The organism is Lysinibacillus capsici (assembly GCF_003367505.1).
GTDB lineage: Bacteria > Bacillota > Bacilli > Bacillales_A > Planococcaceae > Lysinibacillus > Lysinibacillus capsici.
The window spans coordinates 194160-216798 of the sequence record NZ_PXXX01000006.1; the positions used below are offsets into that span (position 1 = coordinate 194160).

Annotated in this window: 19 protein-coding genes; 14 read left to right on the top strand and 5 right to left on the bottom strand. The window is 36.8% G+C overall.

Features of this window, described 5'->3' with window-relative positions; genetic code table 11:
* Positions 1 to 34: 34 nt before the first annotated feature.
* The 3 genes from C7B89_RS03135 to C7B89_RS03145 all read right to left on the bottom strand — a co-directional run bounded on the left by C7B89_RS03135 (position 35) and on the right by C7B89_RS03145 (position 3910).
* On the bottom strand, positions 35 to 2146 hold the full coding sequence (locus tag C7B89_RS03135; RefSeq protein WP_115673147.1) for an MMPL family transporter: 2112 nt from the start codon (positions 2144 to 2146) through the stop codon (positions 35 to 37).
* A 105-nt stretch (positions 2147 to 2251) separates the two neighbouring features.
* Complete coding sequence (locus C7B89_RS03140) at positions 2252 to 3268, bottom strand: inorganic phosphate transporter (protein ID WP_004231925.1); 1017 nt, start codon at positions 3266 to 3268, stop codon at positions 2252 to 2254.
* Positions 3269 to 3289: 21 nt separating this feature from the next.
* Entirely contained in the window at positions 3290 to 3910 is a 621-nt protein-coding gene (locus C7B89_RS03145) for a DUF47 domain-containing protein (protein ID WP_004231927.1), read from the bottom strand.
* Between the two features lie 424 nt (positions 3911 to 4334).
* On the opposite strand from C7B89_RS03145, the gene C7B89_RS03150 reads away from it, so the two are divergent.
* Positions 4335 to 5021 (top strand): ABC transporter ATP-binding protein, encoded by a 687-nt coding sequence (locus tag C7B89_RS03150; protein ID WP_048394180.1) that lies wholly within the window; start codon positions 4335 to 4337, stop codon positions 5019 to 5021.
* A 1-nt stretch (position 5022) separates the two neighbouring features.
* The gene (locus C7B89_RS03155; RefSeq protein ID WP_115673148.1) at positions 5023 to 6342 is read left to right on the top strand and encodes an ABC transporter permease; all 1320 of its coding nucleotides are present in this window, start codon (positions 5023 to 5025) and stop codon (positions 6340 to 6342) included.
* Between the two features lie 62 nt (positions 6343 to 6404).
* Here C7B89_RS03155 and C7B89_RS03160 read toward each other — a convergent pair whose 3' ends face one another.
* Positions 6405 to 7565 carry a class I SAM-dependent methyltransferase gene (locus C7B89_RS03160; protein WP_115673149.1) on the bottom strand — a complete coding sequence of 387 codons (1161 nt, stop codon included), beginning with the start codon at positions 7563 to 7565 and terminating at the stop codon, positions 6405 to 6407.
* A 198-nt stretch (positions 7566 to 7763) separates the two neighbouring features.
* Between C7B89_RS03160 and putP the strand changes: the two genes are divergently transcribed.
* The 12 genes from putP (at position 7764) to C7B89_RS03220 (ending at position 21307) form a co-directional block, all read left to right on the top strand.
* Positions 7764 to 9251 carry a sodium/proline symporter PutP gene (putP, locus tag C7B89_RS03165; protein WP_048394185.1) on the top strand — a complete coding sequence of 496 codons (1488 nt, stop codon included), beginning with the start codon at positions 7764 to 7766 and terminating at the stop codon, positions 9249 to 9251.
* 133 nt (positions 9252 to 9384) lie between these two features.
* Positions 9385 to 10671 carry a GTPase HflX gene (gene hflX / locus C7B89_RS03170; RefSeq protein WP_048394188.1) on the top strand — a complete coding sequence of 429 codons (1287 nt, stop codon included), beginning with the start codon at positions 9385 to 9387 and terminating at the stop codon, positions 10669 to 10671.
* Between the two features lie 400 nt (positions 10672 to 11071).
* Entirely contained in the window at positions 11072 to 12559 is a 1488-nt protein-coding gene (locus C7B89_RS03175; RefSeq protein WP_048394189.1) for a peptide MFS transporter, read from the top strand.
* Positions 12560 to 12763: 204 nt separating this feature from the next.
* A complete protein-coding gene (locus C7B89_RS03180; RefSeq protein WP_115673150.1) occupies positions 12764 to 13909 on the top strand; it encodes a M20 peptidase aminoacylase family protein in 1146 nt (381 codons plus the stop codon).
* Positions 13909 to 14733: a GNAT family N-acetyltransferase gene (locus C7B89_RS03185; protein WP_048394192.1), complete on the top strand. Its 825-nt coding sequence runs from the start codon at positions 13909 to 13911 to the stop codon at positions 14731 to 14733. The genes C7B89_RS03180 and C7B89_RS03185 overlap by 1 nt, the downstream gene beginning before the upstream one ends.
* Before the next feature lie 21 nt (positions 14734 to 14754).
* The gene (menC, locus tag C7B89_RS03190; protein WP_115673151.1) at positions 14755 to 15861 is read left to right on the top strand and encodes an o-succinylbenzoate synthase; all 1107 of its coding nucleotides are present in this window, start codon (positions 14755 to 14757) and stop codon (positions 15859 to 15861) included.
* A 50-nt stretch (positions 15862 to 15911) separates the two neighbouring features.
* The gene (locus C7B89_RS03195; RefSeq protein ID WP_054549616.1) at positions 15912 to 16964 is read left to right on the top strand and encodes a YkvI family membrane protein; all 1053 of its coding nucleotides are present in this window, start codon (positions 15912 to 15914) and stop codon (positions 16962 to 16964) included.
* Between the two features lie 284 nt (positions 16965 to 17248).
* Positions 17249 to 18199: an ABC transporter permease gene (locus tag C7B89_RS03200; RefSeq protein ID WP_048394199.1), complete on the top strand. Its 951-nt coding sequence runs from the start codon at positions 17249 to 17251 to the stop codon at positions 18197 to 18199.
* On the top strand, positions 18192 to 19145 hold the full coding sequence (locus tag C7B89_RS03205; protein WP_115673152.1) for an iron chelate uptake ABC transporter family permease subunit: 954 nt from the start codon (positions 18192 to 18194) through the stop codon (positions 19143 to 19145). Before C7B89_RS03200 ends, C7B89_RS03205 begins: the two co-directional genes overlap by 8 nt.
* A complete protein-coding gene (locus C7B89_RS03210) occupies positions 19142 to 19903 on the top strand; it encodes an iron ABC transporter ATP-binding protein (RefSeq protein WP_048394201.1) in 762 nt (253 codons plus the stop codon). Before C7B89_RS03205 ends, C7B89_RS03210 begins: the two co-directional genes overlap by 4 nt.
* Before the next feature lie 62 nt (positions 19904 to 19965).
* Positions 19966 to 20991, top strand: coding sequence for a siderophore ABC transporter substrate-binding protein (locus tag C7B89_RS03215; protein ID WP_054549615.1), 1026 nt, complete (start codon positions 19966 to 19968; stop codon positions 20989 to 20991).
* Between the two features lies 1 nt (position 20992).
* The gene (locus C7B89_RS03220; protein WP_115673153.1) at positions 20993 to 21307 is read left to right on the top strand and encodes an antibiotic biosynthesis monooxygenase family protein; all 315 of its coding nucleotides are present in this window, start codon (positions 20993 to 20995) and stop codon (positions 21305 to 21307) included.
* Positions 21308 to 21959: 652 nt separating this feature from the next.
* Here the strand turns inward: C7B89_RS03220 and C7B89_RS03230 are convergent.
* Positions 21960 to 22505 carry a hypothetical protein gene (locus tag C7B89_RS03230; RefSeq protein WP_103118905.1) on the bottom strand — a complete coding sequence of 182 codons (546 nt, stop codon included), beginning with the start codon at positions 22503 to 22505 and terminating at the stop codon, positions 21960 to 21962.
* Between the last annotated feature and the right edge of the window lie 134 nt (positions 22506 to 22639).

Here is a 22639-nt window from a genome sequence, read left to right on the forward strand (position 1 = left end):
ACCTCTTTTATAAGGGAGGCGGATTTTCTTTATGTTATTTACTTTTCTTTGAGAAAGGAAGCCACCAGTTCCAATCACCAAACAGCTTCATAAGACTAGGCACAAGCATAAGACGAATAATTGTTGCATCAATGGCAACAGCAATAGCGATACCCACACCAATTTGCTTTACAGGCATTACATCTGTGAAGGCAAATGCACCTGTAATAACAATCATGATAAGCGCTGCAGATGTAATTATTCGGCTAGTGGATGTTAAGCCATCAATTGTTGCACGCGTATTATCGGAGCCCTTTAAATATTCCTCTTGGATACGAGAAATTAAAAAGACTTCGTAGTCCATACTTAAGCCAAATACAAGACAAAAAACAATAACTGGAATGATTAGCACGATGGAGCTTGCTTCAATACCAAAATGACCATATTGGAAAATATAAACGAGTATCCCGAATGCAGATGAAAGCCCAATAATGTTCATGATTATTGCCTTTAACGGAATTAAGATAGAACGGAATGCCAACATTAAAATAAAGAATGTAGAAACGATAATAATTGCTATAGCTAAAACAATTTTATTAGCAATTTCATCAAAGATTTCTTGGTTGAATTTAGCTGGTCCACCAAGTGCAAAATCCACGCCCAGGTCTTTGTCCATCCATGTTCGGGCAAATTTTTGAGCTTTAGAGGAAGAACCTGCTGCATCAATTGTAATTGGAACAAATAGCTGTGTATCCTTTGAAAATGAATTAATAACAGGTTTTAATTGTTCAGCAACCTGTGGAATAGCTAAAGAAGCAGAAAGCTCCTCTGGTGTTTGAATGTTAGCAGCTGTATAAATAGTTGAAACATTAGTCACTAATGGGTCCTTTAATAGCTTTTCTTGAATAGTATAAATTAGCTCTCTACCCTCAGTATCCTCCCAGCCATCTTTTCGTTCAGCCAACAAATATAATGTAGAAGATTCACCTAGTCCAAACGTTTCATCTAATTTATCGTATGCTGCACGAGCATCATATTTCGTAGGTAAGGAGTCCACCTGTGGAATGGTTAATTGGATATCCTTTAAAGGGATCATGCCGATGCCTAGTAATAATAATGCTGAAATCACTATAGCTACTGGATGTTTCATGACAAAACCTGCAAAGCCACGCCAACGATTTGCCCCACCTGGTTTAACGCGTATTAAGCGCCATTTATTAAGTCTATCTCCTAATAGCATCATAGTGGCAGGAAGTAATGTTAAGCCAGAAAGAACGGCTAACAGGACGACTATAGTGCCTCCTAGGGCGATATTATGAAAAATTTCTACATCAATGACAATCATCGCACCTAAGCCAATCATGACACAGACTGCGGAGAAAATGATAGAACGACCTGCTGTCTGAATAGCAGTTTGAATGGCTTGAGCAATAGAAGTATGTGTGCGTTCTTCTCTGTAACGATTAATAAACAGCAACGCAAAATCAATACTTAAAGCCAGCCCAAGCATTGGAACAATATTTAAGACGAAAATAGATAGATTTACATTAGCACTGAGCAGTGTCATCATACCAAAGGCGGTAACCACTGTCACAACACCAATGACGATTGGCAAAATAGAAGCAACAACTGTACCGAACGCTAATAAGAGAACCACGATGGCAATTGGCAATCCAATGGCCTCAGCTGATGCCAAATCCTTTTGACTAGCAGTATTTATGTCAGCAGAAATAACAGGCCCTCCAGTGATACTAATTCCGTCTTTTTCAATTAATGAACGGAATTCCTCAACAATGTCAGGAAGGTTTTCTACATCGTTCTTTATGTGAACCATAGCATAGGCAATACCATCTTTCCGTAAAGAGGAGTCTTCTAAAGGTGATTGAATAGAATGAATCTCTTTTATGTTATCTAATTTTTTTAAAGTGTCTTCAATTTTCTGATCTTCAGCTGGATCAAAGACAACAAAAATCGTATTAGATGGTAAATCAAATTTTTCTGCTAGCTCGTTGGTAACATAGGTATGATCTGCTTCGACAAAGAAACCATCACCTTGAAGTTTGCCTGGAAGCTGTAAAGCAAAGTACGCCATTGCTAGAAAAATAATAAGCCATATGACTACGATTGCTTTCGCATGTGCTGTAATAAAAGCTGAAAAAGTTTTCATAGTTGATTATACATCCCCCTTTTCAATTAGTGTAAAGGATGTGTCACATTTTGTCGTGTGACAAAGTAAAGACTCCCATCCACTTTTTGGACAGGAGTCTTACTATTAAAAGAATAATGATAATATGAAATAAATAACAGATGCCATAACGGCAGAAATTGGCATTGTAATCACCCAAGTAGTAACAATCTTTCGAGCCATACCCCAGTTTACACCACGCACACGCTGTGCTGAACCGACACCCATAATGGAGGAAGAAATGACATGTGTTGTTGAAACTGGTAAGTGGATTAGCGTAGCGCCAAAAATAACAGTAGCAGATGCTAAATCTGCCGCAACACCATTAACAGGGCGGATTTTCATAATCTTACCGCCAACCGTTTTAATGATTTTATAACCACCAATTGACGTACCTAGCCCCATTGCTGTAGCTGCAGCAGCACGCACCCAGAAAGGTATTTCATCTCCAGTGTGCAAACCACCAGCGATTAACGCCATCGTCATAATCCCCATCGCTTTTTGCGCATCATTTGTACCATGGGTGAACGATTGGATGGCAGCAGTAAAAATTTGCATTGTACGGAAACCTTTATTCGTCCTATATAAATTTAAATTTTTAAACCATAATTTAAAAAGAGTCATCATAATAAAGCCTGCACAAATAGCAAGTAAAGGTGAAAACACTAAAGCCATGATGATTTTAGTAAAGCCGCCATAGTTTAACACATTAAAACCAGCGGATGCGATTGCAGCACCGGCAATAGACCCAATCAATGTGTGTGAAGAACTTGACGGAATACCGAAATACCATGTCAATAAATTCCAAATTATAGCTGAAATTAATGCAGCTAAAATAACGACTGAGCCAGTTGTGTCTCCTTCAAAAGCATTTAATGCAAAAGGATCTACAATATCTTTTGTTAGAGCTTTTGCAACCCCTACAAAGGTGATAGCACCAATAAAGTTCATAGTTGCCGCCATAATGATTGCCGTGCGTGGCGGCAATGCTCTAGTAGAAACCGAAGTTGCAATAGCATTTGCTGTATCATGGAAGCCATTGATAAAGTCAAATGTTAGGGCAAAGATGACGACCAGTACGGTTAATATAATGATTGTGTTCATTGTAAAGTGCCCATCTCCTAATTATGCGTTACGCATGATAATTGTTTCCATAGTATTTGCTACGTTTTGACAATGATCAGCGATATCTTCAAGTTGTTCATAAATATCCTTAAATTTAATGAGGCGGATTGGATCTTTTTCATTTAAAAATAACTTCTTAATAGAAGTACGTTGTACCTCATCACATTCACGTTCATAGTCTTTAATAAGAATTGCGTGTGGACGCATGCCAATTAGATTCTTTTTCTTTAACTCTTCTGTCGCTTTGACTATTTCATCAGCACTTTTTGAAATAAACCCTAAGAAAATGCGCATAGATTCATCAATCTCAGTGAGCGAAAACATTTCAAAGTGTGCAATACAGTGTTCTGTTCCATCTAAAACATCATCCATACGAATGGCGAGCTCTAAAATATCCTCACGTTCAATAGGTGTCATGAATGATTTGTTTAACATGACAATCAGTTCATGAATAAGCTTATCACCAGCAGTTTCATAATTTTTCATTGTAATGCTAATCTCTTTTAGGTCAGCTACACTGTTAATACGAAAATCATTTGCGTAATGTACAGCCTCTCTCATATTTTCAGCAATTTTATGCAATGCAATAAAGAAAGGGTCTTGTTTTTTTGAGTTAAGCATGTGAATCGAATCCTCCTGGATATAAATAAATTAATCGACCTCTAAACTTTACTATCATAACAAAATCTTTAATTTATCTACATAAAAATTTACTAATCGACATGAAAATTTACATTGCTGTAATATACAATTCGTTCACAAAATATAAGGTAATCCAGCTGTATTTATTTTTATGAGTACAGATAAAACCTTGTTATAAATGGCTATTCTTCTGTAATGGTGACTTATTAGTACAGATTAAGACACGAAAGATAATAGAAGGTAATAAAAATAGCGCATTCGAATTGTAAAGGTATTGTAAATTCATTTGATAACCAGAAGAGTACTTCTTATTCTTAAGAATATCTTCATTTTTATCCTCCCTCTTTATTAAGAATTGTTTACTACAATGGAAAATGAATAGGAAAGGAGCGTTTATTAACTAATGATTCAGGTTGAAAACTTACAACATACATTTTTAATTGGAAAACGAGGGAAGGAAAAGCAAGTGCCGGTATTGAAAGGTGTGAACTTCGAGGTCCATAAAGGAGAAATTGTTGCCATTGTAGGTAAAAGTGGCTCAGGAAAATCGACCTTATTACAAGTTCTAGCTGGTTTTATGAAGGCTGAACAGGGCTCTATTAAAGTAAATGGAAAGGAAACAGCACATCTAACTGAAACAGAAAGTGCTGCCTTCCGTTTACGTCAATTCGGTTTTATTTTTCAAAACTTTCAATTGATGCCTGGTTTAACTGCTTTTGAAAATATCGAATTACCTTTAAAGCTACAGGGTTTGCGTAAGGCTATGCGCAAAGAAAAAGTGAAGAAATTAATGGACAAGGTTGGTTTGACAGAAGTAGCAGACCATTATCCCAATGAATTGTCAGGTGGACAGCAACAGCGTGTCAGCATTGCACGAGCCCTTATTACGAATCCTCCTATATTACTTGCTGATGAGCCAACAGGGAGTCTCGATTCAGAAACCGAGCAGGATATCTTATTGCTTATTCAAAGTTTAAATCGTGAATTAGGGCTAACTTTTGTCATTATCACGCACGATGAAGAAGTAGCTACTATCGCACATAGACGCTTCCGCATGTACGATGGAGAACTTGTAAAGGAGGAAGCTTAACATGTTATTTAAGGATCAATTAGATTTTGTAACACAGCATATCAAGAAAAATAAGCTGCGTGTGTTTATGACGATACTAGCTGCAACGATGGGCTGTGCCTTTTTAATCGTGCTAGCATCCGTTGGTTTTGGTTTACAGGAATCTTTACGTAATGAAATTCTTTCAAACGAAACAGTTACAAAAATTCAAGTATATGGCGATAAGCAATTAACTGAAGAACAAGTACAAGAAATTAAAAAAATGGAACATGTAGAAACGGTGCTTGAAACAATTAGTGTCAATGCTACCGCACAATCATTTTTTGAAGATCGTGATACTACTTCTAATTTAATATTGTCAGATATGCAGGACTTTGAACAGGTAAATGGAAAGCTTGCAAAAGGGCGTTATCCAACGAAATCTAATGAAATTGTTGTAGGGTATCATTTTGCTCAAACATTATTGAATGAAAGAGAACGTGATGTCATTGCGGAAAAAAGTAAAAAGGCTGAAGCTGAGGGTACGTATTATGATGGTAGTGAAGAGGGCTATAAAGAATCATTGATTGGAAAGAACATAGATCTGTCCTTAGTTCCTCACACGGGTACAAATGATGAAAAGCAAAAAATGAGCTATACAATTGTTGGCGTAATGGAGAAACCTTCTTATGATTGGATGGTTGATAACGCTATTCATATGGACAAAGAGCAAAAAGCAGTATGGGTTGAAAATTTATCTACAGACAGTAACATGGCAGAGGATGAGCTGTTTTACTCTGAATTTAATATTTATGCGGATACATTAGAAAACGTAAAGCCGATTTTAGAGAAGTTAAAAGATAAGGGCTATAGCGTATATTCAGTAACAGAGCAACTAGATCAAATGAATGTATTTTTCCTTGTCTTAAAAATTGGCTTAATCTTTGTTGGTACAATTGCTGTGTTGATTGCTTCCATTGGTATTTTTAATACAATGACAATGGCTGTCACAGAGCGAACACGTGAAATTGGTGTATTAAAGGCAATTGGGGCAAGTCCGAAGCTTATACAACGGTTATTTTTAATGGAAAGCACATTTATCGGTATTTTTGGTACGCTAATTGCGGTTGTCATCTCGTATGCTATTAGCTTTGCGGCTAATGCAGCATTACCATTAATTCTTAAGGCGGCAACAGGGGAGGAAGCTTTTGCAACAAATGATATAACATTTTCTCTTATTCCATGGCAACTAGTCATTATTGCAGCAGCCATTAGTGTTGGTGTAGCGATGATTTCAGGTTATCGCCCAGCACGTAAAGCAACAAAAATCGACGTTATTCAAGCTTTACGACAAGAGTTATAATAAAAAAGGCGGTCCAATCAACATTGGATCGCCTTTTATTTGGATTGAAGTACATCTGTATGTTATAAATACTCTTTTAACTCATTCGCTAAAAATGGTGTTGCATTCAATAATTTTAAGAAGGCATCATAGCTGGCACGTTGCTCTTCATTTGGTTTTTTACCTGTTTGATAGGCTCGAATTAATATGTTTTTAGGTGTATTCTCCATATCGATAAACTCTAAAAGCTGTGCCTCATAGCCAACAAGCGATAAAATTTCAGCTCGAATAGCATCTGTAGCAAGTGCCGCAAATCGCTCTCGAACAAGTCCATGTTGCAACATAATATCGAGAGCAGTTGTATTTAGTTGACGATTTAACTCATGCTGACAGCAAGGCACACTTAGAATGACACTTGCTCCCCATTTCACAGCACGAGCCAAGGCCATATCTGTCGCTACATCACATGCATGGAGTGTCACCACCATATCCACAGCACTTTCATCATTATAATCATTGATATCTCCTACAAGAAATTCTAGCTGATCATAGCCTAGATCCTGTGCTATTCTTGAGCACTCTTCAATAACCTCTTTTTTTAAATCTAAACCAGTAACACGAATGTCTAAGCCTTTTTCAATTTTTAAATAATGATACAAAGCAAAGGTTAAGTAGGATTTTCCTGAACCAAAATCTAAAATCCTCACCTGTCGATCCTGAGGTAAATAGGTTAAGGCATCATCTATAAATTCAATGAAGCGGTTAATCTGTTTAAATTTATCATACTTTTGTTTCTTAACCTTTCCTTCTTCTGTTTGTACCCCCAGTCGAATTAAAAATGGATAGGGTTGATCATCAGATAGTAAATAATTTTTTTTACGATTATGGCTTAGATGGACTTGTTTAGGTGAAGCTGTTTTATCTGATTTCCAAAGGACTTTGTTCTTTTTTGATAATTGTACTTGTACCGTTTCATCTACGAAATCAATATGAGCTTGACGATACTCCTCAAAAAACGCGTCAAGCTTGGAAGGTAAATGAGCCAATAGAATATTTTCATGTTTTAAAATCCGTTCATATTGGTATTCAATTTGTATATGGTACTGATTTTTTAACATTAATGGTTTTAATTTTATACGTTTTATTTCATTTGATTTCATACGTGGTTGACTGATTGTAGCTGTCACAAGCTTTTGTTGCAAAATTTGCTCAGTGAGCAGAGCTTTCATTTCTTCAAATGTCATACATTTTCGCCTACTTTATTGTGTTATAGATGGCACTAGTTTAACACATTTTATAAAAGACAATGGCATCTTTGGTATTCGGAATAAATTTAATAAAAATTCCGAGTATTTATAGGTGGAATTGTATATTCGTGGTATCTTAAATACAGTAATTCTTTTTAAATTGGTGATACTAAGGATTAATAAGGAGGAGAAAATATGTCGGATAACATGTATCAATTATTAGCGATTGTTATTTATATGATCGCCATGCTAGCAATTGGCTGGTATGCATTTGTTAAAACATCTAATTTAACAGATTATATGCTTGGCGGTCGTTCCTTAGGTCCAGCGGTTACTGCGCTAAGTGCGGGTGCTGCGGATATGTCTGGCTGGCTCCTAATGGGCTTACCAGGTGCGATATTTTTATCAGGTCTTGTGGAGGCTTGGATTGCAATTGGATTAACAATAGGAGCTTACCTAAACTGGCTACTTGTGGCACCACGTTTACGGGTATATACACAGGTTACAAATGATTCCATTACTATTCCAAGTTATTTGGATAATCGATTACGTGATCATACGAAGCTTATTAGAATTGCTTCAGGTATCATCATCCTCATATTCTTTACATTTTATGTATCGTCAGGAATGGTAGCAGGGGGCAAGTTTTTCGATAGTTCATTTGGTTATGAATACCATACAGGCTTATTAATTGTGTCAGCTGTAGTTGTAGCATACACTCTTTTTGGCGGATTTTTAGCGGTAAGTTATACAGACTTCTTACAAGGTCTTATTATGTTTTTAGCACTTATTATGGTACCGCTATTTGGTTTATTTGTAACAGGTGGTATAGGTGAAACCATTTCATCTATTAAATCTGTTGATCCAGATCTTCTAAATTTATTACCAGCCACTGCGACAGCAGCAGGGATCATTTCTTCAGTTGCTTGGGGATTAGGCTATTTTGGACAGCCTCATATTATCGTCCGCTTTATGGCGATTAGTTCCGTTAAAGAAACGAAGCAAGCACGACGCATTGGTATTGGCTGGATGATGTTAAGCTTATTTGGAGCTATTGGAACTGCCTTGGTTGGTGTAGCCTATTATCAGCAAAATGCTGGTGAGCTAAAAGACGCTGAAACAGTATTTATTGTACTTGGTCAGATTTTATTCCATCCATTTATAGCAGGTATTATGCTGGCGGCTATTTTAGCAGCTGTTATGAGTACAATTTCTTCTCAATTAATCGTAACTTCTTCAGCACTTGTAGAGGATATTTATAAAGCATTATTTAATAAAACAGCAGACGATAAGCATTACGTTTTTGTTGGGCGTATGGCTGTATTAGTTGTTGCAATTATTGCAGCAATCCTAGCGTGGAATCCAGATAGTTCTATCTTAAGCTTAGTTGGCTTTGCTTGGGCAGGATTCGGTGCAGCCTTCGGACCTGTTATTTTACTTTCTTTATATTGGAGAAAGCTAACAAACTACGGAGCACTTAGCGGAATGGTAACAGGGGCTGCAACTGCGTTTATTTGGGGTAAAGTAGATGCTTTATCAAGTACGTTGTACGAAATTGTTCCTGGCTTCATTGTTTGTTTAATTGTTGCGGTTGTTGTCAGTATACTGACATATAAACCAAATAAAGAAATTGAAGAAGAGTTCACACGCTCAGAAGCCCTGCTAAAAGAAGAAAGAAAATAGTTGAGATGCGCCTTTACATGAGGCGCATTTTTTAGGAAAGTTAACGATGATCTTCAAATACGAAAAAGGGTATATTATGGTAAGATGAAGAAAATTTGTCGTAGCGACACCAAGCTTTGGTGGGAGGTTTCTAATGGATAGAATTAAGGAAGTTGATGTATTAATTGAAAAGGCCATACTAGTTGGCGTGAATTTACGAAATGATGAGCACTTTGACTATTCTATGGAAGAGTTACAAAATTTAGCTGAGGCCTTGCATGTAGAAGTGGTTGGGACTGTCACGCAAAATTTGGAACGTGTGACACCTTCCCATTATGTGGGTACAGGTAAAATAGAAGAAATCAAAAGTTTTTATGAAGAAGCACAAGCAAACCTCGTGATTTTTAATGATGAACTGTCTCCTTCGCAAATCCGTAATTTGGAACGTGATTTAGCAACGAAGGTCATTGATCGAACAATGCTTATTTTAGATATTTTTGGAAGGCGCGCAAAAACACGTGAAGCCCAAATGCAGGTGGAATTAGCACAGCTTCAATATATGCTACCTCGTTTAGTGGGTTTGCATGCCTCTTTAAGCCGTCAGGGTGGAGGTACTGGGGGAGGCTTTAAAAACCGTGGTGCTGGTGAGACAAAGCTGGAATTGGATCGACGAAAAATTGAAGATCAAATTGCTAAAATTAAAAAGGATCTAGAGCACGTTAAGGAACAGAGAGAAACGCAGCGTAAACAGCGTCGTAAAAACGCTCTTCCGGTTGTATCGATTGTAGGCTATACAAATGCTGGGAAATCAACGATTATGAATCAACTGCTTACACAAATAGGACAAGAAGAGCACAAACAAGTCTTTGAGAAGGATATGCTTTTTGCTACCCTTGAAACTTCTGTTCGTCAGATTGAACTACCTGATAAGAAGACCTTTTTACTGACAGACACTGTAGGCTTTGTTAGTAAATTACCTCACCATTTAGTGAAGGCATTTCGTTCCACTTTGGAAGAGGCGCGAGATGCGGATCTTTTACTGCATGTGGTGGATGTTTCGAATACAGAGCACGGATTTATGATGGATGTAACGAACGAAACACTTAAAGCAGTTGGTGTTGAGGACATTCCTACAATCTATGTATACAATAAAGCAGATATAGCAGATGTTCCATATCCTGTGGTAAGTGGAGATAATATTTGGATTTCAGCAAAGCAGGGGGTTGGTTTAGAAGAATTAGTACAGCTAATTCGTCAACACATCTTCTCGCATTACGTAACGTGTGAAATGTTAATACCTTATGATCATGGGAACGTTGTTTCTTATTTAAATGAGAATGCCTCTGTTTTTAATACAGCCTATGAAGAGGGTGGGACATTATTGTCTCTTGAAGTAAAAGCAGCAGATTACGCAAAGTATCAGCACTATGTAATTAATTAAAAAATGTACTTCCCAAAGCATGCCAAAAGATTTTTGGCATGCTTTTTGTGATTAGAGGGAATAGTAGAATCTAGAACAAAGGTAAAACGTGTACTCAAGAAATTGTATTAATTTTCAAGTAAAGTAAGGAATCTGAATTTTAAATATTTTAGAATAATTCATTGTAAATTTAAAAATCTTTTAGGTATAAAGTGTGAGAAAACTTAGATATATCAAAGGATTTAATAATTTATCTAATAATCAATCAGAATTTATAGAAAAATGACAAATTTTCAACATTTTTTAAAACTCTTGCTAAAGTTTATAAAACGCTTTAGTATGATGAAACAAAGTTTTTTTATCCTTATATTAGGGTAGTTGTGTTTTTGTAGAATAATTTTTTATTGGGAGAGGGTATTGTATGTCTAGTAAAGATGAAGTTGTAAAATCTGTCCCACAAAATGGTTTTGTTGGACACCCTAAAGGGCTCTTTACTTTGTTTTTCACAGAATTTTGGGAACGTTTCTCGTACTATGGTATGCGAGCAATTCTTATCTTCTTTATGTATTACGAATTACATGACGGGGGCTTAGGTCTAGACCGCGGAACAGCAAACTCTATTATGGCCATCTACGGCTCACTTGTTTATATGTCTGGAATTATAGGTGGATGGATTGCCGACCGAGTTTTAGGAACACGAAAAACCATTTTTTATGGTGGCGTGTTAATTATGATTGGTCATTTACTGCTAGCATTGCCTGGTGGTGTGAGCATGTTATTTGCTTCCATGGCATTTATCGTTATGGGTACTGGTTTATTAAAACCGAACGTTTCAAGTATTGTTGGGGACATTTATGCTGAAACAGATAGCCGTCGTGATGCAGGTTTTTCTATTTTCTATATGGGTATTAATATGGGAGCATTTATTGCACCTTTTATTGTCGGAACAATTGGACAAAAATATAGCTTCCACCTTGGCTTTGGTTTAGCGGGTCTAGGTATGTTTATTGGTTTAATTGTTTATAAATTAACAGAGAAAAAATATTTAGGCTTAGCGGGCTTACAAGTAAACAACCCATTAAAGCCTGAAGAACGTAAAAAAGTCTTTACGCAATTCGGAGTTGCAGCTTTACTTATTATCATCTTGGGTGCTATCGGTATTAAAACTGGTACTTTAACAATGAATGTATTTAGTTTAATCATCACAGCTCTAGGTGTATTAATTCCAACTGCATTCTTTATTTATATGTATCGCAGTAAAAAAACAACAAAGGATGAAAAGTCTCGTCTACTTGCTTATATTCCTTTATTTTTATCAGCTGTAATGTTCTGGGCTATTCAAGAACAAGGAGCAACTATTTTAGCGACTTATGCAGATGAGCGTACACAGCTAAGTTTTGGTGGTATTCAGCTTCAATCTTCTTGGTTCCAGTCATTGAACCCATTATTTGTTATTACAATGGCACCATTATTTGCGATGCTATGGCTTAAATGGGGAGACAAGCAGCCAACAACACCACGTAAGTTCTCATATGCATTGTTCTTTGCGGGTCTATCGTTCTTAGTGATGATGATTCCAGCACACCTGTCTGGTGGAGATACATTAGTGAGTCCTTTATGGTTAGTATTGTCATTCTTCTTAGTGGTTGTTGGTGAGTTATTATTATCACCAGTTGGTCTATCTGCCACAACGAAATTGGCACCACAGGCATTCGCAGCGCAAACGATGTCTTTATGGTTTTTAACAAGTGCAGCAGCACAAGCAATTAATGCGCAATTAGTTAAGGTCTATGAAGTTGTAAGCGAATTCACATACTTTGGTTTCTTAGGTACCTTATCTATTGTAGTCGGGATTATTATATTGGTGCTTTCACCAATTATTTCAAAAGCGATGAAGGGTATTAATTAAATGAAAGATGCAAGTACAGTTATTAAAAAAACTGTACTTGCATCTTTTTTTGTATCTAAATAAAAGTCTATCTAAGAGGCTGAGAGCGAAATATATTATCGTAAGTAGTTATTTTGTTGAATGTGGGTATAAGTTTCTATGTAGAAAATTATCATTTTCGTTATAATAATTTTAATAATATGAAAATTTAAGGGGTTGGAATCTATGAAGGAAGAGTTAGATTATTTGAGGCCAAGATTAATGGAGATTTTTACGTATTTACATGCAAATCCAGAAATCAGCTGGCATGAAGTAGAAACCACCAATTATATAGTGGAGCTATTAACGCAGGAAGGCTTTTCCCCTAAACGATTTAAAAATTCCACAGGATTATATGTTGATGTAGGCAAAGGTAAACCAAAAGTAGGACTAAGAACAGACATAGATGCCTTATGGCAAGAAGTAGATGGTCATTTCCGTGCGAATCATTCATGTGGACATGACGGTCATATGACGATGGCCATTGGTACACTATTACTTTTAAAAGAACTACAGCAATCTATTAATGGTACAATCCGCGTTATTTTCCAACCTGCTGAAGAAAAAGGAACTGGAGCGTTATCTGTATTAGAAGAAGGTGTTATTGATGACTTAGATTATTTATTTGGTGTCCATGTAAGACCTGTTCATGAGCTAGAGGACGGCACTTATTGTGCAGCCTTATATCATGGTGCCTCTCGTTTACTTGAAGGCGAAATTATCGGAGAGGATGCTCATGCTGCAAGACCGCACCTAGGTATTAATGCCATTGAAGTAGGTGCAACAATCATCGAAGATTTGCGAACCATTCATACAGATCCTATGGTTCCTGTATCTGTAAAGATGACGAAATTCCATGCTGGGGGAGATTCGGGCAATATTATCCCAGGTAATGCCTCATTTACGATTGATATTCGTGCACAACAAAACAAGGTGATGGACGATTTAGCACAAGGCGTAAAGCGTGTGATCGATTCCTCTAAATTGTTGCATAAAGTACAAATTGAATTACGTACGGTGGCCAATATCGTAGCTGCTGAAGTTGATACAAGTGCTCAATATTTAATGGAGCAGGCAATTATACAGGCTGCTGGATTATCAAATTTAAGAAAGCCTGTTCATACACCTGGAGGAGAGGATTTTCACCATTATGCTGTACAACGGCCGCATTTAAAAACAACCATGCTGGGCTTGGGTTGTGGATTAACACCAGGCTTGCATCATCCGAAAATGAAATTTAAACAAGCAAGACTTGTCACGGGAGTGGAGATACTTACAAGAGCAGTTTTATTAGCTTTGGAGTCAGGGCATAAAAAGGAGGCGTCAGCGTAATGTTAGAGCAAGTGCGAATTCACAAAGTAACGACACCGAAAGAAATTGCAGAGATCCAAAAATTAAATGCTGAAATATGGGGCAGTCAAGCAATCCCCTCCCATCAATTACTAGCTGCTGTACAAAATGGGGGAATCGTATTAGGAGCGTATTTAGATGAAAAGCTAATTGGCTTTAACTATTGCTTCGTTGGCTATCGGAATAGAGAAATGTACTTACATTCGCACATGATTGGTGTAGAAAAAGCATATCGTGAACAAGGTGTGGGTGAATTATTGAAGCATGCCCAACAAGAATATGCAAAAGAGCATGGTTTTCAACTTGTCCGCTGGTTAATTGACCCATTAGAGGCGCGTTTAGCGAATCTAGCATTTCTAAAACTGAACGCCACTAGTTATCAATATGAAAATGATTATTATGGTCCACTTCGAGATGACTTTAATGAAGGATTACCTTCAGATAGACTTGTCGTTGAATGGTGGATCGAGCGTGATCAAATGGCAGATAGCCTTGATGAGTTAGAAGAAGTAGCACAGGAAATTGTACCTTGGACATTAACAGTAGACGGATTACCAGTTCTAGATGTAGAAAATACATTTCAGTTAAATCAATCCTTTTATAAAGATGCCTATCTTTTACCGATCCCTCAATCTCTACAGAAAATGAAAGTGGAAAGTCCAAAACTTGCAGAGGACTGGCGTTATAAAATTCGCACAATCTTAACAACATTATTTAACCAAGATTATGCCATCGTACGCATGAAGAAACATCCAGAATATGTTCATAGCTATCTGTTAGTCAGACGCTCCTTATTAGCTTTATAATAATGATAAGGAGTGAACAATGTGAGATTAGAAAAGATTACATTAAGGCATTTAAAAATGCCTATGAAAGCACCATTTACTACGAGTTTTGGCACAGTTGATGAAAAGGAAATGTTTCTGATAGAAGCAAAAGATGAATCAGGGACGACGGGTTGGGGAGAAACTGTTGCTTTTGTAGCACCATGGTATACGGAAGAAACATTAAAGACAACATGGCATATGCTACAAGATTTTTTGATACCCATCTTGTTACATAAAAAGATTGGGCATCCAGATGAGGTAACCTCATTATTTGCACCTATTCGGCGAAACTGCATGGCGAAAGCTTCAATTGAGGGTGCTGTATGGGATATCTATGCTCAGCAAACAAAGCAATCACTTGCACAGGCGTTAGGTGGTCAAAAACAACGTATTGAAGTAGGAGTCAGTGTGGGTATCCAACCCTCTATTGCTCAGTTAATAGCATTAATAAAAGGTCATATTGAAAAAGGCTACAAAAGGGTGAAGATTAAGATAAAGCCTGGAGAGGATGTAGAGATAGTACAGGCAATTCGTGCGGAATTTCCAAATTTACCCTTGATGGTTGATGCAAACTCTGCTTATACATTAGAGGATATAGAAATACTACAGCAGCTTGATGATTTTAATTTATTAATGATCGAACAACCATTAGCTACTGATGATATTGTCGATCATGCAGCATTGCAGAAAAAGTTAAAAACGCCTATTTGCTTAGATGAAAGCATCACATCATATGAGGATGCCAGACGAGCAATTGAACTTGGAAGCTGTGGTGTCATAAACATCAAGATTGGACGAGTAGGTGGTTTAACGGAAGCAATACGAATACATGACCTATGTAAAGCAAACCATATTCCAGTTTGGTGTGGTGGTATGTTAGAGGCTGGAATTGGACGAGCACATAATGTTGCCTTAACGTCTCTTAGCCAATTTATTTTACCTGGCGATACAGCAGGTTCTAGTCATTATTGGTACGAGGATATCATTGATCCTGAAGTAAAAGTCAAAGATGGCTATATTGAGGTACCCCAGTCGATAGGTATTGGTTTTAAGCCTAATATGGCTGTGATTGATAAATTAACAATTAGCAAAGAAATCTATCAATAAGGCAGTACTTAGTCGATCATTTAGTATAAGGAAAACGAGGAGAGAACTGATTGAAAAAAAGCTTGCAAATCGGTGGTGCCTATGTGGGGATTATCGTTGGAGCAGGATTTGCATCAGGGCAGGAAATTGTCCTTTATTTTACAAGCTATGGCTTTAAAGGAATATATGGAGCATTGTTAGCTATGGTTGGTTTCTCAATTGTTGGAATGTGTGTTGCTCAAGTGAGCTCTAAGCTTCGCACATCGTCCCATAAGGATTTGATTTATCAAATTTCAGGGAATACTATGGGCTTTGTCTTGGATTTAGTGCTATCACTCTTTTTATTTGGTGTAGCTGTCATCATGTTTGCTGGCGCTGGTGCAACATTTCAGCAAATGTTTGGACTGCCTATTTGGCTAGGGAGTATTTGTATGATCTTGCTTACAGTAGCCACTGTCATGATGGATGTGAAAAGCATCATTAATATCATTGCACTAGCAACCCCCTATCTACTAACCGTTGTCTCCATCATCGCTATCTATGCTATTGCAACGATGGATTTTACCTTTGCAGAGCAAGCTGTTATTGCTCAACAGGCTCAAATAAGTGAGAAAAGTTGGTGGGTAACGGCTTTATTGTACATGTCGTTCAATGTAGGGGTAAGCTTCTCTTTACTGACTGTTATGTGTGGATCCATACGCAATCATAAGGTAGCTGGCATGGGTGGTATAATTGGTGGGATTTTGTTAGGTGCTTTAATCTTACTTGTGAATTTCTCCCTTTTAGCAAAGATGAATATCATTGTTGGATTAGACATTCCGATGCTAGCGTTAGCGAATGAAATTCATCCGATTGTTGGAGTATTAATGACTATTTCTCTTTTGGGAATGATTTATAATACCGCAGTAGGGATGCTATATTCCTTTATGGTAAGGTTTTTCGAACCTAGTAGAGCAAGCTTTAGGATTGCAGTTATATTTATAGGTGGTCTCGGTTTTCTAGCAAGTCTTGTAGGGTTTACAACGCTAGTAGCTAAACTATATGCAGTGATGGGCTATGTTGGGTTAGTATTAATCATATTCATTATTTCTGCATGGTTAAGAGGCACTAAAAAAATTATCTAATATAGAAATGGTAATTGAGGGATAGATTTTATTCTCAATTACCTTTTTATTTGGATAAAAATATTGTAGAAATAGTGAATTATTTCTGTTGATTAATTTACGGTAATGCTGATATTTCGTTAATTTGGCATATTTTTTAGTTAATCATTAATAAAACGAGAATAATTCTCATTTGCTTGTTGACTGAGAATAAAATCATGCTTATAATGGAAATCGTGAGTAATGATAATCATTTTCACTAATAAGTGAGTTACACACAAAAATGAAATCTACCGGGGATTACTATGAAAATAAGATATCTTTTAACAGCAACTGTTTTGCTGTCTATTGTGTCGCTCTTTATCGGAGTAGTAGATATTAAGCCTAGCGACCTATTAGACTTCCAATCAGAAGAAGCTAGACTATTTTTAATTAGTCGTGTACCTAGACTTGTTGCAATCTTGCTAGCGGGTGCAGGTATGAGTATTGCTGGTTTAATTATGCAAAGCTTAAGTAGGAATAAATTCGTTTCACCAACAACAGCTGGTACATTAGATGCCACACGGTTGGGTGTATTGATTTCCATGATGTTCTTTACGAACGTTACGTATTTCCAAAAAATTTCCTTCGCTTTCATATTTGCTTTAGCCGGCACATTACTATTTATGCAAATATTAAACCGAATTAAGTTTAAAGATGCGATTTTTATACCGCTTATTGGCTTAATGTTTGGGAATATTTTGTCCTCTGTTACAACATTCTTTGCATATAAGGCGAATATTATCCAAAACATTTCTGCATGGTTACAAGGAGATTTCTCATTAATCATGAAAGGCCGTTACGAACTGTTATACGTAAGTGTACCAATACTCATTTTAGCTTACATTTACGCAAATCGTTTTACAGTAGCTGGGATGGGAGAGGATTTTGCAAAAAATCTTGGTCTATCCTATAAATTTGTAGTCAATTTAGGCTTGGTGTTGGTAGCTCTTATCTCCACGACAGTGGTGTTAACAGTCGGTATCATTCCATTTCTTGGTTTGATTATTCCGAACATTATTTCTCTGTTTAAAGGTGATAATCTGGCAAAAACCTTGCCGCACACAGCATTACTTGGTATGTCATTCTTGTTATTCTGTGATATTTTAGGACGAGTACTGATTTTCCCTTATGAAATACCAATAAGTATGACTGTTGGTGTAATTGGAAGTGCCATCTTCCTATTCATGTTGTTTAGGGGGAGAGCATATGCGTAATCGTACAAAAATGTTCATTTTACTAGGTCTCGCTGTTATAGCAGTTGTCCTATATTTATTTTGGGAACTCAATGGTAATTATCACTATGCTTTTCCACGCCGTGTCATAAAGGTTGTGGCAATGGCATTAACGGGTATAGCGATTGCCTATTCAACAGTAGTTTTCCAAACAATTACACATAATCGAATTTTAACGCCAAGTGTCATGGGTTTAGATGCTTTGTATATGTTAATTCAAACATGCATCTACTTCTTCTTTGGCTCTACATCCATATTAGTTATTAATATCTACTATAATTTTACGCTTGCAATTGGAGCGATGATTCTATTCGCTTTAATTTTTTACCGAGTATTGTTTAAAGAAGGAAAGCGACCGATTTATTTTTTACTGCTTGTTGGGATGATTGTTGGTACGTTCTTAGGAAGTATTACAACGTTCTTCCAAGTATTAATAGATCCGAATGAGTTTTTAGGCTTACAAAGTAAAATGTTTGCAAGTTTCAATAATGTTAATTCAGATTTAGTTTGGCTAGCAGGCGTTATCATTTTAATAACGTTTATCTACGGTGCTCGTCACATGAATCAATTAGACGTCATGTCTCTAGGACGAGACACAGCTATAAATTTAGGTGTACCTTACGATAAGCTGGTACAACGTATGTTAATTTTAGCTTCAATTTTGATTGCTGTTTCAACAGCGCTTGTTGGTCCGATCACGTTCTTTGGTTTAATCGTTGCAAATTTATCATATCAGTATTTCAGAACATACAAGCATTCCATCTTAATTACTGGCTCCTGTGTAATGAGTGTTGTAGCTTTAGTCGGTGGACAGTGGATGGTTGAACGTGTATTTAGTTTCACTACTACACTGAGTGTCATTATTAATTTTGTGGGTGGGGTTTACTTCATCTACTTATTATTAAGAGAAAGTAGGTCAGCAGGATGATACAAGTCAAAGAAATTACAAAGTTTTTTGGTAAAAAACCTGTCGTTCAAGATGTAAGTGTTGATATTGTCTCAGGAAAAATCACATCGTTTATTGGACCGAATGGTGCAGGGAAGTCCACGCTACTTTCTATGGTGAGTCGTTTACTGAATGCAGATACTGGCGAAGTACTACTCGATAAGGCAGATGTACGTAGCTGGAAATCAGATGATTTCGCTAAACGTGTATCGATTTTAAAGCAATCAAACTTTATGAATGTTCGTCTAACGATTCGTGAGCTTGTATCTTTTGGCCGTTTCCCTTACTCAAAAGGACACTTAAAACCTGAAGACGAAGAAAAAGTGGATGAAGCTATTCGCTATATGAATTTAGAAGATATGCAACATAATTATTTAGATGAGCTTTCAGGTGGTCAACGTCAGCGTGCATTTATCGCAATGGTTATTGCCCAAGATACTGAATATATCTTACTGGACGAACCATTAAATAATTTAGATATGAAGCATTCTGTCCAGATTATGAAGATTTTACGTAAGTTGGTTGATGAGTTAGGCAAAACAGTGGTTATCGTTTTACACGATATTAATTTTGCTTCTGTTTACTCTGACCATATTGTTGCATTAAAAGATGGCCGTGTTGTTAAAAATGGTCCTACAAATGACATTATTAACTCACATGCATTGAAGGAAATTTATGATATGGATATTCCTGTTCAAGAGCAGGATGGTTGTCGAATTTGTGTTTATTTTAATTCGTAAAAATAGTTCCAGATGATGAACATCTAACTATCAAATCATTTAATTAAAGGAGAAATTTCACAATGAAAAAATGGAAATTACTTACGGTATTAATGGCAATGATGCTATTAGTATTAGCTGCTTGCGGTTCGAAAGATGAAGCAAAAGAAGATGATAAAGGTACTTCAACTGACAAACCAGCTGAGGAACAAAATGAAGAATCATCAGTATATCCACTAACAATTCCAGGTAGCACAGTTGAAGGTCGTGACGGTAGTACAACATTTGAAGAAGTCACACTTGATAAAATGCCAGAAAAAGTTGTCGTTTTTGATAATGGTTTCTTAGATACATTAGATGCTTTAGGCGTTAATCCTACAGCAGTGGTACAAGACTCATTACCAGCGTATTTAAGTAAGTTTAAAGATAGTACTTATGTAAACGCAGGTACATTATTCGAGCCTGATTATGAAAAATTATCTGAAATTAACCCAGATATTATTTTCATCTCTGGTCGTGCTTCAGCAGCTTATGCTGAATTATCTAAAATTGCTCCTACAGTATACATTGGTGTAGATAATACTAACTTCTTAGAGTCATTCAAAGCTAATACAGAATTAGCTGGTAAAATCTTTGGTAAAGAAAAAGAAGCGGCAGATGCAATTGCTGCATATGAAGCAAAAGTAGAAGAAGTAAAAGCTAAGGCTACTGCAACAGAAGAAAAAGCGTTAATCGTTTTAGGTAGTGAAGGTTCATTATCAGTATTCGGTCCTGGTTCACGTTTCGGTGTGATTCATGATGTATATGGTGTAAAAGCTGTAGCTGAAGCTAGTGGCTTCAAAATCGAATCACATGGTGATAATGCAAGCTTTGAATTTGTGCGTGAGAAAAACCCAGATATCTTATTCGTTATTGACCGTGACGCTGTTGTAAATGAAAACGGTGAATCAGGTACTAAAGCTGCAATTGAAAACGAAATTGTAAGTGCAACAAACGCTGTGAAAAACGGTAAAGTATTCTACTTAGATCCAGAAATTTGGTACCTTTCAGGTGGCGGTTTACAATCAGAAACACAAAAAGCTGAAGATGTATTAAAGGCGTTCAACTAATATGTTTGTACAAATTAAACGTATTGTTGTGACGGAAGGGAATTCGGATAAGGTTGTGGAACGTTTTGGTGCTAAGCCAAACGGTCCCTCATTACTTGAACAACAACCTGGCTTTATTGATAAGCAGGTACTTGTAAAGAAAGTTCGCCGCGGTGATGAAGAAGTGCTAGTGATGGTTCGTTGGAAATCAGAAGAAGCATGGAAAAATTGGGAGAAGAGTCCTGAGCATATTGCAGGCCATAAGGCAAGTGCAGGTAAACCGAAGCCTGATCATATCATTGAAAGCGGACAAGAAGTTTATTATGTAAAAGGTTAATCATCTAAAGGTGTCTCAAGAGATTGAGACACCTTTTCTTGTTGTTGAAAAAAGAATGTCACTAGCAGAAAAAGCCCTTTTAGCAAGGTGAGGGGTTGATTTCCGATCCGCCAGCGTCCTTTCCAGGGGGCGTCCGATGAGCCGCTTCACTCACTTGCGCTCGCTCCAGGGTCTCCTCAGTGACGCTAAATCCCCTAGGAGTGACGCTGGCTCCTCTCCAATCAACCATTCTGCAAAGTGTCTTGACTTTTTTCATAGTAGCATAGTAATAAAATCGCCCATTATCTGTATTCTTAGAGGGGATAAGCTCTTATTTTCAATGTGGAGAAGTGATGCGTGACAACACCTCTTCATAAAGAGTAATGAACACCTTCACTTTATTTGAATACCTTTGCTAAAAAGCGGTTTATAGTGGTGGGCTACTGGACTACCATGGAATAGCGAGACAGGCAAAACTTTAAACGGAGCAGTAGCGGAGGAAGCGATTCGGCGCTCGCCTACAGGAAAGCAAGTAGCCTGCAACGGAAATTCATTTTCATCTTTTATAAAAATGCTATTGATTGCTTTGTTTATCAACACTATGTAGAGATGTCGTTTTATTACTCAAAAAGCAGGTCACAATCAGTGTGACCTGCTTAGCTAGGGGTATAGGTTAATGTGTAATAGATGGTTTTCTCCATTTACTAAATGTCGAATCCATATTAAAGGATATGGTGTTCTCATTAATGGACAAGCCTGAGATACTGGTATTACAGAGCTCATCCAAACTATCAGAATGATTGTTATTATTAGATGCATTAGCCGCTATTACTAGCCCTCTTGCATTAATAATTGTGTCATGTGGCGTTACATACACTATAGGGGAATCTATATTTAATCCAAAAGTGAAAGGATTGACTAATGACATAGTAGAAATACTTTCGTTTGATATTCTAATAATGCCATATTGCTCAATATAATAATCTCTTTTTTGTTGAAATGTATCCTCAAATCCAGGAATATCACTAATATATTTTGAATAGGGTGAAATATTTTTATATGCAGCCAGTGTATCTTGATAGGCTTTTACTTCAGATTGAATAATAATTTGTTCAATTCGTCGTTGATCATTGCTAGGCTGTTTAATTGTAATTTCTTCAGCTGAGACAGAGATATTACATGAAAAAGTAGCCGTAAGTATGAAAACAGTTTCATTCAATTTTAAGTCACTCCCAGTACAAAAAGATTTCATGTTCATCAATCTATCCTGACTTTATAAATATATTTTATTGCTAATCTAAGCGTAACATCTGTTAGAGCGCCATTTCAATGGTAAGTTTACGCCACTTTAAT

What these genes read in the sequence shown, in the direction of transcription:
- C7B89_RS03135 (WP_115673147.1), bottom strand. Translation starts at nt 2,146, where the DNA reads ATGAAAACTTTTTCAGCTTTTATTACAGCACATGCGAAAGCAATCGTA.
- C7B89_RS03220 (WP_115673153.1), top strand. Translation starts at nt 20,993, where the DNA reads ATGTTTGTACAAATTAAACGTATTGTTGTGACGGAAGGGAATTCGGAT.
- C7B89_RS03140 (WP_004231925.1), bottom strand. Translation starts at nt 3,268, where the DNA reads ATGAACACAATCATTATATTAACCGTACTGGTCGTCATCTTTGCCCTA.
- C7B89_RS03160 (WP_115673149.1), bottom strand. Translation starts at nt 7,565, where the DNA reads ATGACATTTGAAGAAATGAAAGCTCTGCTCACTGAGCAAATTTTGCAA.
- C7B89_RS03175 (WP_048394189.1), top strand. Translation starts at nt 11,072, where the DNA reads ATGTCTAGTAAAGATGAAGTTGTAAAATCTGTCCCACAAAATGGTTTT.
- C7B89_RS03210 (WP_048394201.1), top strand. Translation starts at nt 19,142, where the DNA reads ATGATACAAGTCAAAGAAATTACAAAGTTTTTTGGTAAAAAACCTGTC.
- putP (WP_048394185.1), top strand. Translation starts at nt 7,764, where the DNA reads ATGTCGGATAACATGTATCAATTATTAGCGATTGTTATTTATATGATC.
- C7B89_RS03150 (WP_048394180.1), top strand. Translation starts at nt 4,335, where the DNA reads ATGATTCAGGTTGAAAACTTACAACATACATTTTTAATTGGAAAACGA.
- C7B89_RS03205 (WP_115673152.1), top strand. Translation starts at nt 18,192, where the DNA reads ATGCGTAATCGTACAAAAATGTTCATTTTACTAGGTCTCGCTGTTATA.
- C7B89_RS03180 (WP_115673150.1), top strand. Translation starts at nt 12,764, where the DNA reads ATGAAGGAAGAGTTAGATTATTTGAGGCCAAGATTAATGGAGATTTTT.
- C7B89_RS03215 (WP_054549615.1), top strand. Translation starts at nt 19,966, where the DNA reads ATGAAAAAATGGAAATTACTTACGGTATTAATGGCAATGATGCTATTA.
- C7B89_RS03145 (WP_004231927.1), bottom strand. Translation starts at nt 3,910, where the DNA reads ATGCTTAACTCAAAAAAACAAGACCCTTTCTTTATTGCATTGCATAAA.
- hflX (WP_048394188.1), top strand. Translation starts at nt 9,385, where the DNA reads ATGGATAGAATTAAGGAAGTTGATGTATTAATTGAAAAGGCCATACTA.
- C7B89_RS03185 (WP_048394192.1), top strand. Translation starts at nt 13,909, where the DNA reads ATGTTAGAGCAAGTGCGAATTCACAAAGTAACGACACCGAAAGAAATT.
- C7B89_RS03200 (WP_048394199.1), top strand. Translation starts at nt 17,249, where the DNA reads ATGAAAATAAGATATCTTTTAACAGCAACTGTTTTGCTGTCTATTGTG.
- C7B89_RS03155 (WP_115673148.1), top strand. Translation starts at nt 5,023, where the DNA reads ATGTTATTTAAGGATCAATTAGATTTTGTAACACAGCATATCAAGAAA.